General features: G+C 68.2%; 10 protein-coding genes. 8 read left to right on the forward strand and 2 right to left on the reverse strand.

All coding sequences use genetic code 11. The features are described from left to right. Positions 1-19 precede the first annotated feature (19 nt). From HV783_RS17590 to HV783_RS17620, 7 genes are all read left to right on the forward strand, one after another. The gene (locus HV783_RS17590; RefSeq protein WP_175189576.1) at positions 20-871 is read left to right on the forward strand and encodes a LysR family transcriptional regulator; all 852 of its coding nucleotides are present in this window, start codon (positions 20-22) and stop codon (positions 869-871) included. A gap of 262 nt (positions 872-1133) precedes the next feature. Continuing rightward, positions 1134-2162: a taurine ABC transporter substrate-binding protein gene (gene tauA, locus HV783_RS17595; RefSeq protein ID WP_175189577.1), complete on the forward strand. Its 1029-nt coding sequence runs from the start codon at positions 1134-1136 to the stop codon at positions 2160-2162. A gap of 89 nt (positions 2163-2251) precedes the next feature. After that, a complete protein-coding gene (locus HV783_RS17600; protein ID WP_049074125.1) occupies positions 2252-3088 on the forward strand; it encodes a taurine ABC transporter ATP-binding protein in 837 nt (278 codons plus the stop codon). Beyond that, positions 3081-3908 carry an ABC transporter permease subunit gene (locus HV783_RS17605; RefSeq protein WP_063583226.1) on the forward strand — a complete coding sequence of 276 codons (828 nt, stop codon included), beginning with the start codon at positions 3081-3083 and terminating at the stop codon, positions 3906-3908. Before HV783_RS17600 ends, HV783_RS17605 begins: the two co-directional genes overlap by 8 nt. Before the next feature lie 168 nt (positions 3909-4076). After that, the gene (gene pdxR, locus HV783_RS17610; protein ID WP_064526052.1) at positions 4077-5600 is read left to right on the forward strand and encodes a MocR-like pyridoxine biosynthesis transcription factor PdxR; all 1524 of its coding nucleotides are present in this window, start codon (positions 4077-4079) and stop codon (positions 5598-5600) included. 190 nt (positions 5601-5790) lie between these two features. After that, on the forward strand, positions 5791-6786 hold the full coding sequence (locus HV783_RS17615; protein WP_175189578.1) for a tripartite tricarboxylate transporter substrate binding protein: 996 nt from the start codon (positions 5791-5793) through the stop codon (positions 6784-6786). Positions 6787-6814: 28 nt separating this feature from the next. After that, on the forward strand, positions 6815-7534 hold the full coding sequence (locus tag HV783_RS17620; protein WP_175143798.1) for a class II aldolase/adducin family protein: 720 nt from the start codon (positions 6815-6817) through the stop codon (positions 7532-7534). A 56-nt stretch (positions 7535-7590) separates the two neighbouring features. Here HV783_RS17620 and HV783_RS17625 read toward each other — a convergent pair whose 3' ends face one another. Then, entirely contained in the window at positions 7591-8829 is a 1239-nt protein-coding gene (locus HV783_RS17625; protein ID WP_175189579.1) for an MFS transporter, read from the reverse strand. 255 nt (positions 8830-9084) lie between these two features. On the opposite strand from HV783_RS17625, the gene HV783_RS17630 reads away from it, so the two are divergent. Next, positions 9085-14448: a S6 family peptidase gene (locus tag HV783_RS17630; RefSeq protein WP_254603930.1), complete on the forward strand. Its 5364-nt coding sequence runs from the start codon at positions 9085-9087 to the stop codon at positions 14446-14448. A gap of 84 nt (positions 14449-14532) precedes the next feature. On the opposite strand, the gene HV783_RS17635 is transcribed toward HV783_RS17630, so the two are convergent. Continuing rightward, positions 14533-15924 carry an NAD(P)/FAD-dependent oxidoreductase gene (locus tag HV783_RS17635; protein WP_081273532.1) on the reverse strand — a complete coding sequence of 464 codons (1392 nt, stop codon included), beginning with the start codon at positions 15922-15924 and terminating at the stop codon, positions 14533-14535. Positions 15925-15999: the final 75 nt, after the last annotated feature.

A 15999-nucleotide genomic window follows, 5' to 3' on the forward strand; every position in this document is an offset into this window, starting at 1 on the left:
GATTCATGAAATCAAAACCATGAGCGCCTCCCTGGATATCGACCTGTTGCGCACATTCCATGCCGTGGCCCGGCTGGGGCAGTTCCGCGCCGCCGCCGAACATGTCCACCGCAGCCCGGCGGCGGTCAGTGTCCACATCCAGCGGCTGGAGGCCGTGGTTGGCGGCCGGCTGCTGGAGCGCGACAACCAGTCGGTGACCTTGACGCCCCTGGGCCAGCGCGTGCTGGGCAGCACGGCCGAGCTGCTGCGCGTGCACGACCGGGTGCTGGGCGGTATCCAGGGGACGGCGCTTGCCGGCCGTATCAAGCTGGGCCTGCCCGACGAGTACGCGGCCCACGTCATCCGCGACATCCTGCCGCTGTTCGCCGCGGACTGGCCGGGCGTCGTGCTGGAAGTGACGACGGCGCCCAGCCTGGCGCTGCGCGACCAGGTCGGGCGCGGTCGCCTGCATCTGGCGCTGGCGGCGCAGGCGATGGCCCGGCGGCCGGACCCGCAGTCACTGGCCTCGACCACGCCGGTGTGGGTGGGAAGCGCCAGGCTGGGGACGCCATTGCCCGATCCCCTGCCCTTGGCCCTGCACGCGGCGCACTGCCCCTACCGGGAGGCAATGACCACCAGCCTGGATCGCGCGGGTCTGGCCTGGCGGACGATCCTGAGCAGTCCGTCGAGCCAGGCGGTCGAAGCCTGCGTCGAGTCGGGCCTGGCCGTCAGCCTGATCGATCGCTCGCGGGTGACAAGCACCATGCGGGTGCTGGACACGCTGCCGGCCATTGCCGCGCATGAGATCGTTCTGCTGCGCGCGGCCTCGGCGCAAACCGCCCCGGCCACCGACCTGCTGGAACAGACCCTGCGGCGGCATTTCAGGCTCTAGCGCGACGAGCGGGATCGCCGGTCACGGCGAGACCTGACGGCAAGGGTCCGCCCGGCTCGCCCCCTTGTTCCGCCCCCTCTCCCCCAAAAGATGTAGGACGCCCGGGGCCGCCGCCCCAAGGTGGGGCAACCCCCTTGGCTCCTATCGAATACGGCATCTGGCCCTAGCGCTGTGGCCCCATCCGGGCAAACTGGCACCACAGGCCGCACCGGCACAAGCCGGTCGCGTCGGGGCGCGGCCCATTCTCTATCGGAGATCACCCATGAACGCGTTATACCGCCTCATCCGCCGCGGCATCCTGGCCGGCCTGGCCGCCACCCTGCTGGCCGCGCCCGTCCACGCCCAGACCCGCCTGACCGTGGGCTACCAGCTCATCGTCGGCCCCTTCCTGACCGCCATCGCCGACGGCAGCTTCGATGCCGCCCTGAAAGACGCCGGCTACCAGGTCGACTGGCGCCAGTTCACCTCGGGCGGCGACATTTCCACCGCCCTGGCCTCGGGCAACGTGCCGGTCGGCGTGCTCGGCTCCACCGGCATCACCTCGGCCGCCACCCGCGGCGTCGACCTGCAACTGTTCTGGATCCTGGACAACATCGGCAAGTCGGAAGCGCTGGTGGCGCGCAACGGCTCGGGCATCAACGGCACCGCCGACCTGAAGGGCAAGCGCGTCGCCACGCCGTTCGTATCGACCTCGCACTTTCACCTGCTGGTGGGGCTGGAACAGGTCTGGAAGATCAACCCGCGCGACGTGCGCATCCTGAACATGCAGCCGCCGCAGATCGTGGCCGCCTGGCAGCGCGGCGACATCGACGCCGCCTACGTCTGGCCGCCCGCGCTGACCGAGATCGAGAAGACGGGCAAGGTCATCGCCGACTCCGAAGCCATCGGCCGCGCCAGCGTGCCGACCTTCGACGGCCTGGTGGTCGATCGCGCCTGGGCCGCCAAGAACCCCAAGTTCATGGCCGCCTTCACCACCGTGCTGGCCAAGTCGTACGCTGCCTATCGCGCCAACCCGGTCGCCTGGACCGCCGATTCGGTGCAGGTCAAGAGCATCGTCAAGCTGATCGGCGGCAAGCCTGACGACGTCGCCACCGCGCTCACGCTGCTGACCTTCCCCACCGCCCAGGAACAGGCCTCGCCCGAATGGCTGGGCGGCGGCAAGGAATCGGGCGCCGCGCGCGCCTTCGCCGCCAGCGCCAAATTCCTCAAGGACCAGAAGCAGATCGACAAGTCGCTGGACGACTACAGCGCCCACGTCACCGACCAGTACGCCAAAGCGGCCGCCAAATAGCCGCGGCGAGACGCCGGGCGCGCCGCAAGCCGCGCCCGGTCCCGGCGCCCGCCTGGCCGCGGGCGTCGCACCATGCAAGGGGACCCCGCATGACTCCACCCGCCACGCCCGCCGCGCAGGCCCTGCGCGCGGACCACGTCAGCGTCACCTACCCCGGCCTGCACGACAGCGGACCGGTGATCGCGCTGCAGGACGTCAACCTGACTATCGAACCCGGCGAATTCGTCGTCGCGCTGGGCGCCTCCGGCTGCGGCAAGACCACCCTGCTGAGCCTCCTGGCCGGTTTCCTGTCGCCCACCGACGGCGAGATCACGCTGGGCGGACGACCCATTACCGGCCCCGGCGCCGACCGCGGCGTGGTGTTCCAGAAGCACGCGCTGCTGCCCTGGCTGAACGTGCTGGAAAACACCGAATTCGGCCTCAAGCTGCAGGGTGTGGACAAGGAGACGCGGCGCGCCCGCGCGCGCCGCAACCTGGAGCTGGTGGGACTGAAGGACTTTCACCGCCACATGATCTACCAGTTGTCGGGCGGCATGCAGCAGCGCGTGGGCATCGCCCGCGCCCTGACCTGCGATCCGGCCATGCTGCTGATGGACGAGCCGATGGCGGCGCTGGACGCGCTGACGCGCGAGACCATCCAGGAGCTGCTGCTGGATATCTGGCGCCAGACCGGCAAGATGTTCTTCTTCATCACCCATAGCGTGGAAGAGGCGCTGTTCCTGGGTTCGCGGCTGATCGTCATGTCGCCGCGCCCCGGACGCATCACCCACACCTTCCAGCCGGACTTCAACCGGCGCTACCTGGAGACGCGCGATGGCCGCGGCATCAAATCAAGTCCCGACTTCATCGCCATGCGCGAACAAGTCCTCGGCATCATCTACGGCGACGAACTTGCCGCCGCCGACGCGCAGGCCGTCCATGCCTAGCGGGCTGGGCGGCCGCCGGCCCGCCGCGCCCGGCAAGGTGTACGGCGCGCCCGGGGCCGGCTACAGCGGCCACATCAGCCTGCTGACCAGCATCGCGCTGCTGGCGCTGTGGTTCCTGGCCACCAACGCCGGCTGGGTCAAGCCGCTGTTCCTGCCGTCGCCGCAGGCGGTGTACGGCAAGTTCGTGTCCGCCATGACCGACGGCGTGGCCAACTCGACCCTGGCCGAGCATGCCCTGGCCAGCCTGACGCGGGTGTTCTCGGCCTTCTTCCTGGCCTGCGCCACCGCCATTCCGGTCGGCATCCTGATGGGCGTGAACCGCTACGCCCGGGGCATCTTCGATCCGCCGATCGAGTTCTACCGTCCGCTGCCGCCGCTGGCCTACCTGCCCCTCATCATCATCTGGTTCGGCATCGGCGAGTTCCCCAAGATCCTGCTGATCTACCTGGCCATCTTCGCGCCCATGGCGATCGCCGCGCGCGCCGGCGTGCGCTCGGTGTCGATCGAGCAGATCCACGCCGCCTACGCCATGGGCGGCAGCCGCATGCAGATCGTCTGGCACGTGATCCTGAAGGCCGCCATGCCCGAGATCTTCACCGGCATGCGCATCGGCATCGGCGTCGGCTGGACCACGCTGGTGGCCGCCGAGATGGTGGCGGCCGATCGCGGGCTGGGCTTCATGGTGCTGAACGCCGCGCAGTTCCTGGCCAGCGACACGGTCATCATGGGCATCATCGTGATCGGCGTGTTCGCCTTCGCGTTCGATCTGCTGGTGCGGTATCTGGAGAGGTTCGCGATTCCTTGGAAGGGACGGGTCTAAGACGCTCACCGTTCCATTTTTGCGCCGATACGCCCAAACCCTGCCCATCGACAGGGCAATCCCGCATTCCTTTTTTTCGCACGGCTACTCTATCCTGGGAGCGCGTCCCCGGTGTCGGCCGCTCCAGCGTGCCGACCGGGCCAGACGCGCCCCCTACAAGGAGCCGCCATGTCCAGCCAGGCCTCGATGCTCAAGCCTGTGTTGTGGGAACGCCTGTTCGAACGGGAAAGCGCCCCCAACCTCAGCCTGCAGGGCCGCGTGCGGCAGATGCTGGTGTCGGCGATCCTCAGCGGGCACCTGCCGCCCGGCGCGCCGGTGCCATCCAGCCGCTACCTGGCCGACCAGTTGCGCATTGCCCGCAACACCGTGGTGTTCGCCTATCAGCAACTGGTCAGCGAAGGCTACCTCGAATCGCGCGAACGCAGCGGTCATTTCGTCCACGACGGCGTGCTCGAAGGGCGCGCCGCGCCTCCCAGCATGGACAGCGGGCCCGCCTCGTCGGTCGACCACGTTCGCTGGGACGAGCGGCTGCGCTTTCGTCCCAGCCGCCAGCGCAACATCGTCAAGCCGCGCGACTGGCAAACGCAGCCCTACCCTTTCGTCTATGGCCAGTTCGACCAGGACCTGTTCCCCACCGCCGACTGGCGCGAATGCTGCATCAAGGCGCTGTCGGTGCTGGACATCCGCAGTTGGGCGCCCGACCTCATCACCCATGACGATCCCGCGCTGATCGAACAGATCCGCACCCAGGTGCTGCCGCGCCGCGGCGTGTGGGCCGATGCCGAGGAGATCGTCATCACCGTCGGCGCCCAGCACGCGCTCTACCTGCTGGCCGACCTGCTGGTCAACGAGGACACCGTGGTCGGCATGGAAGACCCTGGCTACCCGGACGCGCGCAACATCTTCGCCAGCCATACCCGCCACCTGCTGCCGCTGCCGGTGGACGACGAGGGCCTGCGCACCGGCACCCAACTGTTGGGTTGTGACTACGTGTTCGTCACCCCGGGCCACCAGTGCCCCACCACCGTGACCCTGTCGCCGACGCGACGCGAGGAACTGCTGACGCTGGCGCGCCGGGCCGACAGCCTCATCATCGAAGACGACTTCGAAAGCGAAAGCCGCTGGGGCGACGGCGCCATCCCGGCGCTCAAGAGCCTGGACCGCGACGGCCGCGTCATCTACGTCGGCAGCCTGGCCAAGTCGTTCGCGCCGGGGCTGCGCATCGGCTACATCGTCGCGCCGCGCGAACTCACCGCCGAACTGCGCGCGCTGCGCCGCCTGATGCTGCGCCACCCATCGGCCTATATCCAGCGCGCGTTCTCGCTGTTCATCTCGCTGGGACACCACCATTCGCTGCTGCGGCGCCAGTCGCAGGCGTACCAGAAGCGCGGCGCCGAGCTCGCCGATGCGCTGGCGCGCTGGCTGCCCGACTTCACCGCCGTGCCCATCACCGGCTCGTCATCGTGCTGGCTCAGGGGCCCGCAATGGCTGGACGCCACCGCGTTGGCGCAGGCGGCGCAGGCCGAAGGCGTGGTGGTGGAGCCGGGCCAGGTGTTCTTCATGGACGCCGCCGGCGCGCCGCGCAACTTCCTGCGCGTCGGCTTCACCTCCATCCGCGCCGAGCATATCGGCCCGGGCATAGAGAAACTCGCACAGGTGGTGCACCGCTTCCGCCTGCGGGCCGCCGCGTGAGGACGCCGTTCGCCGCGCCATCACGGTGAGGCCGCGCCTCGCCTGACCGCCACCGATGGCGGGGCCATAGCCCTGCGGGCCCATACAGCCATACGCGGCATCGTATGGAAAATAATATTTTTTCATTGGAACTCGCATGGCCGGGTCCAGATAATGGCTCCACATAAAAACACCATACGGAGACATCAACATGACCAAGCCACGCATGGCGAGGCGCTGGCGGCTGGGCGCCGCCATCGCGCTCGCGCTGGGAGGTGCGCCCGCGTGGGCCCAGGCCCCCTATCCCGCCAAGCCCATCACATTGATCGTGCCCTTCGCCGCGGGCGGCGGCGCTGACGTCGTGGCCCGCCTGGTGGCGGCGAAACTGCCGCAGCGGCTGGGCGGCCAGACCGTCATTGTCGATAACAAGCCGGGCGCCTCGGGCAACATCGGCGCGCAGCAGGTGGCGCGCGCGGCGCCTGACGGCTATACCTTCCTCTTGACCAACAGCACGCTGACGATCAACGCCGCGCTGCAGATGCGCGGCACGCCGGACGTAAAGAAAGGCCTGGCGCCGATCTCGCTGCTGGTTTCGGCGCCGGTCGCGCTGGGCGTGAACCCCGCCATTCCCGCCAGGACAGTGCCGGAACTGGTCGCTTATATCCAGCAGAACAAGGACAAGCTGAGCTATTCGTCCTGCGGCAACGGCACGCCCCAGCATTTCGTGGGCGAGTCGGTCAAGCAGATGGCCAAGCTGGACATCGTCCACGTGCCGTACAAGGGCTGCGCGCCCGCCATCAACGACGGACTGGGCAACCAGGTGCCGGTGCTGTTCAGCACCATTCCCAACCTGGCGCCCCACGCCGACGCCGGCAAGCTGCGGATGATCGCGGTGGCATCCAGGCAGCGGGTCTCGTTCCTGCCGAACGTGCCCGCCATCGCCGAGACCGCGCCCTTCAGCGACCTCGACATCTCCGTCTGGTTCGGCATCCTCGGTCCGCGCGATCTGCCGGCGGGCGTGAAAGCGAAATTCGAAGAGGCCGTAGCCGCGACGATGAAGGACCCGGCGGTGCAGCAGGAATTCCGCGACCGCTATTACGAGGCAGTCGAGACCGGCCCGGCCGCGATGGCGCGGCAGCTTGACGGCGATCTCGGCCTGTACAGCGCGCTGGCCAGCAGATCCGGCATTTCGCTGGACGCCCAATAGCCGCCACGAACGACAAGGGAAAAATCACGTGAGCACCCCCACGCAACACCAACAGGTCATCGACGACCTGGTCACCGCCAACCGCATCCTGGCGCGTTTCGGCGTCCTTGACGGCTTCGGCCATGTCAGCGTCCGCCACCCGGGCAATCCCGCGCACTTCCTGCTGTCGCGCTCGCTCGCGCCGGAACTGGTGACCGCGCAGGACATCATGGAATTCGACGAGACCTCCGAGCCGGCCGGCGCGGACGCGCGCAAGCCCTATTTGGAGCGCTACATCCACGGCGAGATCTATCGCGCGCGGCCCGACGTGCAGGCCGTCGTCCACAGCCATTCGCCGTCGGTGATCCCCTATGCCGGATCGAATGTGCGCCTGCGCCCGATCTATCACATGGCGGGGTTTCTCGGCGCCGGCGCCCCGGTGTTCGACATCCGTTGCTGCTTCGGCCACACCGACATGCTCGTCAGGAATCGCGACCATGGCCGCGAACTGGCGCGGACCCTGGGCCAGAGCAAGGTCTCGCTGATGCGCGGACATGGCTTCGTCGCGGTGGGCGGCGACATCCCCGTGGCGGTCTACCGCGCCATCTACACCGAGATGAATGCGGCGCTCCAGCAGAAGGCCATCGGCCTGAACGGCGAGATCACCTACCTGTCCGACGAGGAAGCCGCCATGGCCGACGACATGATGGCGGGCGTCATGAACCGCCCCTGGGAGCTGTGGAAGAAGCAGGCATCCGGGCAGCCCTGATGGCCTCCGTGCGCCGGGCGGCGACATGACGCCGCCCGGCGCGAACGCCGCGACGGTCAGCCCTGGCGGCCCCGCAGCAGCACCACGCCGATGATCGCGATGTTGACCGCGACCAGCGCCATCATCGCGGCCAACGCGAAGCCGATGCCGTGGGCGGCGATCAGCCTGCCCGCGACGTACGGAAAGCCGAACGCCCCGGCGAAGTAGCCCAGGGTGAATACCTGCGACGCCACCGGAATGGAAAGGTTCGACTCGCCGGCCAGGTTGACGACCATCGCGTTCAGGGTCGAATACGTCAGGCCATAGCCAGTGGCGAACAGCACGGTGGCGCCGACATAGAGCCAGACGCTGCCGGGGTTCAGCGCCAGCAGCGCGATGCCCGCCAGGGTCAACAGGAACAGGCACAGCGCCAGCGGCCGCAACGGCAGCTTGCCGATGAGCGAAGCCACCGAAAAGCGCAGCGCCACCGTAGTCAGCGTGAAGGTCAGGAAGAACGTATCCGGCGTCAACCGCAAGGGGCGCGCGTACAGGCTCTGGAAAGTGGACAAACCGGCAAACGTACAGGCGGACAAGGCCATCATCAGGACCGGCAACGCGACCCGGGATCCCAGCACCCGCGCCATCGCCGGCGGCGTCAGCGCCACGGCGTCCAGCGGCAGTTGCGGCAGGCGCGCCAGCGGACGCCGCAGTCCCCACGCCACCGCGACCGCCACGACGCAGAGCGCCGCATAGACGGCAAAGGCGAACGCGGCGCCGCCGAACCTGTCCGCCAGGAAATGGCCGAGCGGCGCGGCCAGCCCCAGACCCAGCATCTGCGAACCGGACAACAGGGTCAGGGCCTCCAGCCGGGCCGCCGGCTTCAGGCAATGGATCAACTGGATCGGCGCCAGCATGTAGAACAGCGCCCATCCCAGCCCCAGCAGCACGCCGCCGGCATAGGCCATCCCGATGCCGGCCGTGCCAACCACGGCAAAGCAGGCCATCGCCAGCGCCATGACCACCGCGGCCGCCGCGATCACGGGCAGGATGCCGGCGCGCTGCGCAAGCCTGCCAGCCCCGCCCGCCCCGATCAGTGTCGCCACCGTGCCAATGCTGATGACGGTGCCGGCATCGGCCGCGTCAAAGCCGGCCGCGCGCAAGGCATCGACCAGCAGGAAGCTGGCGCCATAGGCGATCGCCAGCGCCAGCGCCGCCAATAGATAAGGCATCAGCAGCCGCGCGGGCAATCGGTCGCCCAACAGGGCGGCGGCCGCGCGCGGCTCGAGGCATGGCGGATTGGCGCGGGGCGACGGCATGGCAAGCGGCGGGCGACGCATCTCTGCAAACGGGAGGTTCCAGGGTTGCAGAACATTACCAGGAATTCGGTCGCATCCGCTGGTCCGATGGCGTGAGGTTGAAGCCGTCTGATTTATCGACGATTGCGACGCCAGGCTCGCCAAACTCAAGTTCAATCCCATCCCACGATGCGCGGCCCGGCAAACACCCTTCGCCTGCTCGAGGCGATGCCGACCGCCCCCCCCGATGCCCGCCCCTGCGCTTTCCATTGGCGCATGCCCCCTCTCCTCATGAACAAGATCCACTCGCTCAAGTACAACCATCAAAACCTGCTGGTCCCGGTCTCCGAAGTCTGCGGCGCGCGCAAGCGGGGCTCGACCATCGGCGCCACCCGGCGCGCTCGCGGGCAAGGCCGGCGCGCGGCGCTCGCGGCCTGCCTGCCCCTGCTGGCCGCCGCCCTCTTGCCGGGCGCGGCCTGCGCCAGCTACGTCAGCATCGACATTCCCTACCAGACCTACCGCGATTTCGCCGAGAACAAGGGGGCTTTCCAGCCCGGCGCCCTGGGCATTCCCATCCTCAACAAGGATGGCACGCTGCGCGGCGATACAAGCGCCGCCATCCCGTTCATCGATTTTTCCAGCGTCAGCAACGACCGCGCCATTGAAACCCTGATCGCGCCCCAATACGCCGTGGGCGTGGCGCACAACGTCGATCACGACGAGGCCCGCTTCGGCGGCACGGTGTACTCGCAGGTCAGGAGAGACTTGCATCCCAACTATCATGCGATCCGCGATTACACCCAGGAATGGGATTTCGACCTTACCCGCATGAGCAAACTGGTGACTGACGTCGCGCCCATCGCCAGGTCCGTGGTGGCGCGGGCGCCGGTGCCGGCGCTGGACGGCAACGACAAGGATCGCTGGACAGAGGCGCAGCGCCAACAGTTTCCGTTGTTCTACCGCGTCGGCATGGGTATCCAGTTCGTCGGCCCGAATCCAGACCTGGGCGTCAACATGGCGGGGGAAGATCCCAACCCTGCCAATAAGCCCCTCAAGGACGGCGAGCACTATCTCGGCTATGCCTACCGATGGGCGACGGGCGGCATGGTGACGCCGACCTGGTCGAATGAGACTTTCGTCATCGCCCAGGGAGACAAGGGCCTGCTGCCGTCATACGTGGAGCAAGGCGACAGCGGCTCCCCCCTGTTTGCCTGGGACGCCGCGAAGGCACAATGGGTGGTCGCCGGCACGGCGGCGGACCTGAAAATGTCCGAACAGGGCAGCTACGTCTATTGGTCGCACCTGCCCGATGACTTCATCGACGGCATTCTCAAGAAGGACAACGATCCGGACGTCATCCACACGGCCGGCAACGGGGCGCTGGCCTGGACCTTCGACAGTACGCAAGGCACGGGCGCCCTGCAACAGACCGCCGGCCCCGCCTACGCCATGCACGGCTACAAGAAGTCGCCGACGTTTGCGCTGGCCAACAGCGCGCTGGACTTCCCTGGCCTGGATGCGGGAAAGAACCTCGCCTTTCGCACCGCGAGCGGCACGGGCGCGGGCCAGATCCGCCTGAAAGACTCGGTCAACCAGGGCGCCGGCGCGCTGACTTTCCACAACGACTACACCGTTTCCCCCGACACGAACCAGACCTGGATGGGCGCGGGCATCGACGTGAAGCAGGACGTCACGGTCGCGTGGAACGTCAATGGCGTAGCCGGCGACAACCTGCACAAGATCGGCGCCGGCACCCTGGCCATCGGCGGCACCGGCGTCAACCCGGGCGGCCTGCGCGTGGGTGAGGGCAAGGTCATCCTCGCGCAACAGCCAGGCGCTGACGACAAGGTCCAGGCATTCGCCGGCATCACCATTGCCAGCGGCCGCGCCGAAGTCGTGCTGGGCGACGCCAGGCAGGTCAATCCCGACCGCATCCAGTGGGGCGCGCGCGGCGGCGTGCTGGACATCAACGGCAACGACATCACGTTCAACCAGCTCGCCGACAACGCCCTGGACCATGGCGCCACGATCGCCAACCACGCCGCCCGAAAGGCCGGCGTGACGGTCAACCTGAGCCCGGTCGGCCCCGCTGCCGTCACCGACTACATCATCATGCCGTCGCGCGCGGGCACCGGATCGCGGGGCGACCTGTACAAGCGCGGCCTCAGCTTTTTTGTCTTGAAGCAGAACAGCTTCGCCACCGTTCCCTCCACGGCTTCCCAAGCCAGCGACGATTATTGGGAATACGCCGGACAATTCCTGGATCCCGCGCTGGAAATCGCGAATGCGCGCAAGCGGGAGTACTTTCCCCCTCGCACGGCATTCATTTTTGCCGGATCCCTGAAAGACAATCTCGACGTCGACATCGTCAACCAGGCAAACACGGCCTTCATCGCCGACGGCGACATTGCCATTGGCGACAACGCCGTCAGCGCGCGCCAGGGCGAAGTGGTTTTCCAGGGGCATCCCGTCATCCATGCCACCAATACGCCGGATGTCGCCCAGATGCTGCGGGATATCGGCGATGATTCGGTCCTGACCCAATCCGTATCGTTCGACCAGCCGGATTGGGAAACGCGCCATTTCACCCTCGGCAAACTGGCGCTGACGGACAGCACTTTCCGCCTGGCGCGCAACGCCACGCTGCAGGGCGACATCGACGCGCGCCGCGCGCGGGTCATCCTGGGCAGCCCGTCGCTGTATATCAACAAGAACGACGGCGGCCCATTGGCGCAGGAACCGGAACGGGGCACCTCCATCGCCGCCACGGACGCCGACAGGAGCAGCTACCACGGAAAGGTCACCTTGCAGGACAGTTCCACGCTGGAAATCCGCGAATTGTTCGCTGGCGCCATCGACGCCAGCGGCAGCGCCGTCAGCGTGCTTTCCGATCAGGCGGCGCTGACAGGTCACAGCCGGTTCGCCGGCAGTCCCTTGACGCTGGAACGCGGCGCGCATCTCAAGGCCTCGGGCGGCTGGTACGACGACGGCGCCGTCACGCTGGCGGACGGCGCGGCGCTGACGTTGTCCGGCGCGTCCGCGGGCCCGGCCCATTACTTCACCCAGGCCATCGCGTTGCAGGGCGACAATGCGAACCTGTATCTGGCGCCGGGCAGCCATTCGTTCAGCGACCTGTCCAGCCCGGCCGCCAGCCGCATCACGCTGGGCGCCTCGGCCACGGCCGACGCGCCGGAAACGATCTACGCGGGAAGCGTGAACGCGGCGCAGGCCAGCATGCGGATCCAGGAAAAGGCCCACTGGATCGTCACGGGCGATTCCACGCTGAAACAACTCCAGGCGACCCAGGCGCTGTTGAGCTTCGACGACATGACCCAGACCCGGAATGGATTCATGGCGCGGGCGCAGTCCGGCCCCGACGTGGCCGGCATTTTGTCGCCAACGGCGGTAAGCCCGTCCGCCTACACCCTCACAGCCGACACCGTCGCCGCGACGGACAGCACGTTTGCCTTGCGGGTCGATCCGAATGGCGGCGATCATGACCGCCTGATTATCACCACCGGGCTGAGCGGCAGCGGCAACCGCTTGCGGATCACCGACTTCGGCGACCGCCCCGCCAGCGCCGCGCCAGTCGCGCGCGAAGACCTGTTGCTGAGCGCCCCCTCCTCTGCGCCGGCTGACCTGTTTCAACTGGAGCGGGCCGACATCCATGGCACGGCCGGCGCCAGCGAGGACACCAACCCGTGGCTCGGCGGCCTCGCGGTCAGCCATGACGGCGACCAGCGGCAATGGTGGTTCATCAGTATGCGCGGCGACGCCCCCTGGCGTTTGAGCCAGGATCGCCAGTTCGACGCGCTGCATTTGCCGACGGGCGGCCGCGTGGAGCTGTCCCGGCCCCAGGCGGCCGACTGGACGCCGCGCACCCTGCAAACCGACACCCTGAACGCCAGCGGCGTGCATTTCGCCCTGACCGCGCGGCCCCAGGACGGCGCAAGCGACAGCATCCACGTCGCTACCGAGGCGCTGGGCGATGACAACAGCCTGGACCTCACGCTCCTGGTTCGTGGCGAGGTGCCGGACAACGCCAGCGGCAGTCTGCTGCTGGCGTCCGCGCCCGTGGGCACGGCCGACAGCTATTTCAAGACCGGTTCGGTCACGCAGGGCCTGACCGTCTACGTACCCAACCTTGAAATCGTCAGCACCGACACGGAGAAAAAATGGCAGTTGGCGTACAGGGCGGTTGAAAGGCCCGCTGACCCGCCGGTCGAAAAACCTGCTGACCCGCCAGTCGAAAAACCTGCCGACACGCCGGTCGAAAAGCCCGCCGACCCGCCGGCCGAAAAGCCCGCTGACCCGCCAGTCGAAAAACCTGCGGAACCGCCGGTAGAAAAGCCCGCCGAAATGCCGGATATCGAGACGCCGCAGGGCGGCGGCGCCAGTCCCGGCGACGGGGCCGCGCCCGATGGCGATCCCGGCCCCGCCACCAACCCCGGCGCCACCGACACGCCGCAAACGGGCGATTCCTCCGGCTCACCTGAAGCCCCCGGCGATACCGCCGCAACCGAACCCGCGCCACAGCCCGCCGACGATCCCGTCCTTGTCGTCACCCCGGATGCCGGCGGCGGCGCGCAGGCCAGGCCCGGCCTGTCGCTGTTCACGGCCGTGTCGTTGAGGCTGACCGAGCTGGACAGCCTGCGGTCGCGCGAGGAAATCATCAAGCGCCTGGGACAGGCGGGCGTCGCGGCGGACGAAAGCACCATCCGACAGATCACCGAGGTGCGCCGGCAGATCGACCGCACCGGCGCGTTGGCCAGCCTGCCGCGCGTCGCCTTCGTGCTCGAAACCAACCAGCTCGACAAGCGCCTGGGCGACGTGCGCCAGCTCAATGAAGACGCCGGACTCTGGATCAAGACCAGCCATGGACGGGCCGACTACCAGCAGATCCGCCTGAAGCACACCACGCTGCAATTCGGCCTCGACCGCAAGCAGGGCAGGCAGCTATACGGCATCATGGGCAGCTACACACAGGGTTCCGGCCAGGGCGAAGGCCAGTTGTCGGAGCGGCACACCACGGGCGGCATCGGTCTCTACTACGCCCTGATCCACGAGGACGGCCCGTTCATCGACGTCGTCGCCAAGTACCTGAAAACCAACCAGACCTACCAGTTCCCGGGCCAACTGGACATCGGCGCGCGAGGTGCGCGCTCGACCTCGCTGCTGGCCAGCGTGCAGGCGGGATGGCGGCAGAACCTGTTCAACGGCAGCGCCTTCATCGAGCCATCGGCCGAAGTCGTCGCGGGCGCCACCAGCGGCTACACCCTGCATGGCGGCAAAGACAGCGTCGATGTGCGCGTCAATGCCAGCCGGCCGGTCTACGCCAAGATCGGCGCGGCCGTCGGCCTGAACCTGCAGTCCGATGAGCAACAGGCGCTGGCCGTGTCCGCCGGATTGTTCCGGCTGCAGAACCTGCGGCGCGGCGGCAGCGTCGACATCGTGAACAACGGCAATCCGGACGACGTGCTGCGCAAGCCGATGGCGGACGACAGCCGCTATCTGGTGAACCTGTCGCTGAACGCCAGGCTGTCCGCCAACTGGCGCCTCTACAGCCAGGTGGAAAGCAGTTTCGCCGGCAAGCTCAAGCACGACTACAACGGCCAGATCGGCGTGCGTTATCAGTTCTGAGCGCGCCCCTTTCTGAACGCGGCCCACCGCGCCCGGCCCGGCTTCGCCGATGGTCCGGGCGCGTTCCGCGCCACGCCCCCGCCGCTACAGCACTTCGTCGCGCAGGTAATACCAGCGATACAGCAACGCCTGTCCCAGCCGGCGAAACGGCGCGAACAGGTGCCCGGGCAGCGGCGAGTCATAGATCGGCAGGTTCCACGACAGGCCGTCCTGGCCCATCATGCGCTGCGCCAGGCGGCGACCCGCATGGGCCGAGAACGACACGCCGTTGCCGCCATAGCCGAAGGCGTAATAAACCTGCCGCGCCGGGTCCGGCTGGGTGATGCGCGGCATCATGTCGTGGCTGACGTCGACCCAGCCCGTCCATGCATAGTCCAGTTCGATGCCGCGCAGCGACGGGAACTTGCGCGCCAGCCCTTCCCGCAGCAGCGCCAGGTGGCGCGGATGCTGCGCGTCGGCGCCGCGCAACGCGCTGCGGCTACCGATCTGCATGCGGCCGTCCGGCAGCAGCCGGTAATAGAAGCGCAGCGTGCGCGTGTCGGTGATGAATACCGTGCTCTTGAGGCCGGCGCGGGCGCGTTCGTCCGGCGTCAGCACCCGGGTCACCATGGAATTGGACAGGATCGGCATGATGCGGTTGTCGAGCAGGCCGTTCACCCCTTGCGCCGTATAGCCGCCGGTGGCGAAGGCCACCCGCCTGGCGCGCACCGTGCCGCCCGGCGTATGCAGCCGGTAGCCGCCGCCCTCCTCGCTCCATCCCGACACCGGGCTGCCGGGATGGACGCGCGCGCCCAGCGCGCGGGCCTGGCGCATGTAGCCATAGGCCAGTTTCAACGGATGCACGCCGATGCCGTCCGGCTCGTGCAAGGCCCCGACCGCCTCGTGGTCGTCGACGTAGCGCTCGCGCAGTTCCGCCTTGGTCAGCATGTGCGTGTCGTAGCCGAACAGTTCGCGCATCACGCGCGCCTCGTTGCGCAGGAAGGCCATCTTCTTCTCGCGATGCGCGGTGTACAGATGGCCGCCGGGTTGCGCGTCGCAATCGATCTGCGCCACCAGGCTCTTCCAGTAATCGAAGCCCTCGTGGATCTCGGCGTCCAGGCGCCGCGCGACATCCAGCCCCCAGCGTTCGATCCATTGCGAGCGGTACAGCCGCCCCGAGGCGTTCTGCCCTTGCCCGCCGTTACGGCTGGTGCAGCCCCACACGGCGCGGTTGGCCTCCAGCACCACCGCGCGCACGCCGTAGTCGCGCGCCAGCGCCAGCGCCGCCGACAGGCCGGTGAACCCCGAGCCGACGATGACCACGTCGGCCTCGATGTCGCCCTGGATCGGGCCGTCGTCCGCGGGCGGCGGCCCGGCCGTGTCGACCCAGTAGGTTGGCGCGTATTCCTGCCCGCGTCCCGGCCCCGACACCAGCGGATCGTAGAGCGGATCGTAGGCGTTGGCGGCCGGGCTGGCGGCGGGCGGCGCGGCCGGCATGCCGTCGGGGTCGATGAGGGTACCGGCGGTATTCGACGGATCGGAAGACATAGCGGCATCCATGGGGCGGTGTCC

It is taken from the genome of Achromobacter dolens, from assembly GCF_902859745.1.
Classification (GTDB): domain Bacteria; phylum Pseudomonadota; class Gammaproteobacteria; order Burkholderiales; family Burkholderiaceae_B; genus Achromobacter; species Achromobacter dolens.

Coding starts and splice junctions, on each gene's coding strand:
- HV783_RS17590 (WP_175189576.1), top strand. CDS start 20: ATGAGCGCCTCCCTGGATATCGACCTGTTGCGCACATTCCATGCCGTG.
- tauA (WP_175189577.1), top strand. CDS start 1,134: ATGAACGCGTTATACCGCCTCATCCGCCGCGGCATCCTGGCCGGCCTG.
- HV783_RS17600 (WP_049074125.1), top strand. CDS start 2,252: ATGACTCCACCCGCCACGCCCGCCGCGCAGGCCCTGCGCGCGGACCAC.
- HV783_RS17605 (WP_063583226.1), top strand. CDS start 3,081: ATGCCTAGCGGGCTGGGCGGCCGCCGGCCCGCCGCGCCCGGCAAGGTG.
- pdxR (WP_064526052.1), top strand. CDS start 4,077: ATGTCCAGCCAGGCCTCGATGCTCAAGCCTGTGTTGTGGGAACGCCTG.
- HV783_RS17615 (WP_175189578.1), top strand. CDS start 5,791: ATGACCAAGCCACGCATGGCGAGGCGCTGGCGGCTGGGCGCCGCCATC.
- HV783_RS17625 (WP_175189579.1), bottom strand. CDS start 8,829: ATGCCGTCGCCCCGCGCCAATCCGCCATGCCTCGAGCCGCGCGCGGCC.
- HV783_RS17630 (WP_254603930.1), top strand. CDS start 9,085: ATGCCCCCTCTCCTCATGAACAAGATCCACTCGCTCAAGTACAACCAT.
- HV783_RS17635 (WP_081273532.1), bottom strand. CDS start 15,924: ATGCCGGCCGCGCCGCCCGCCGCCAGCCCGGCCGCCAACGCCTACGAT.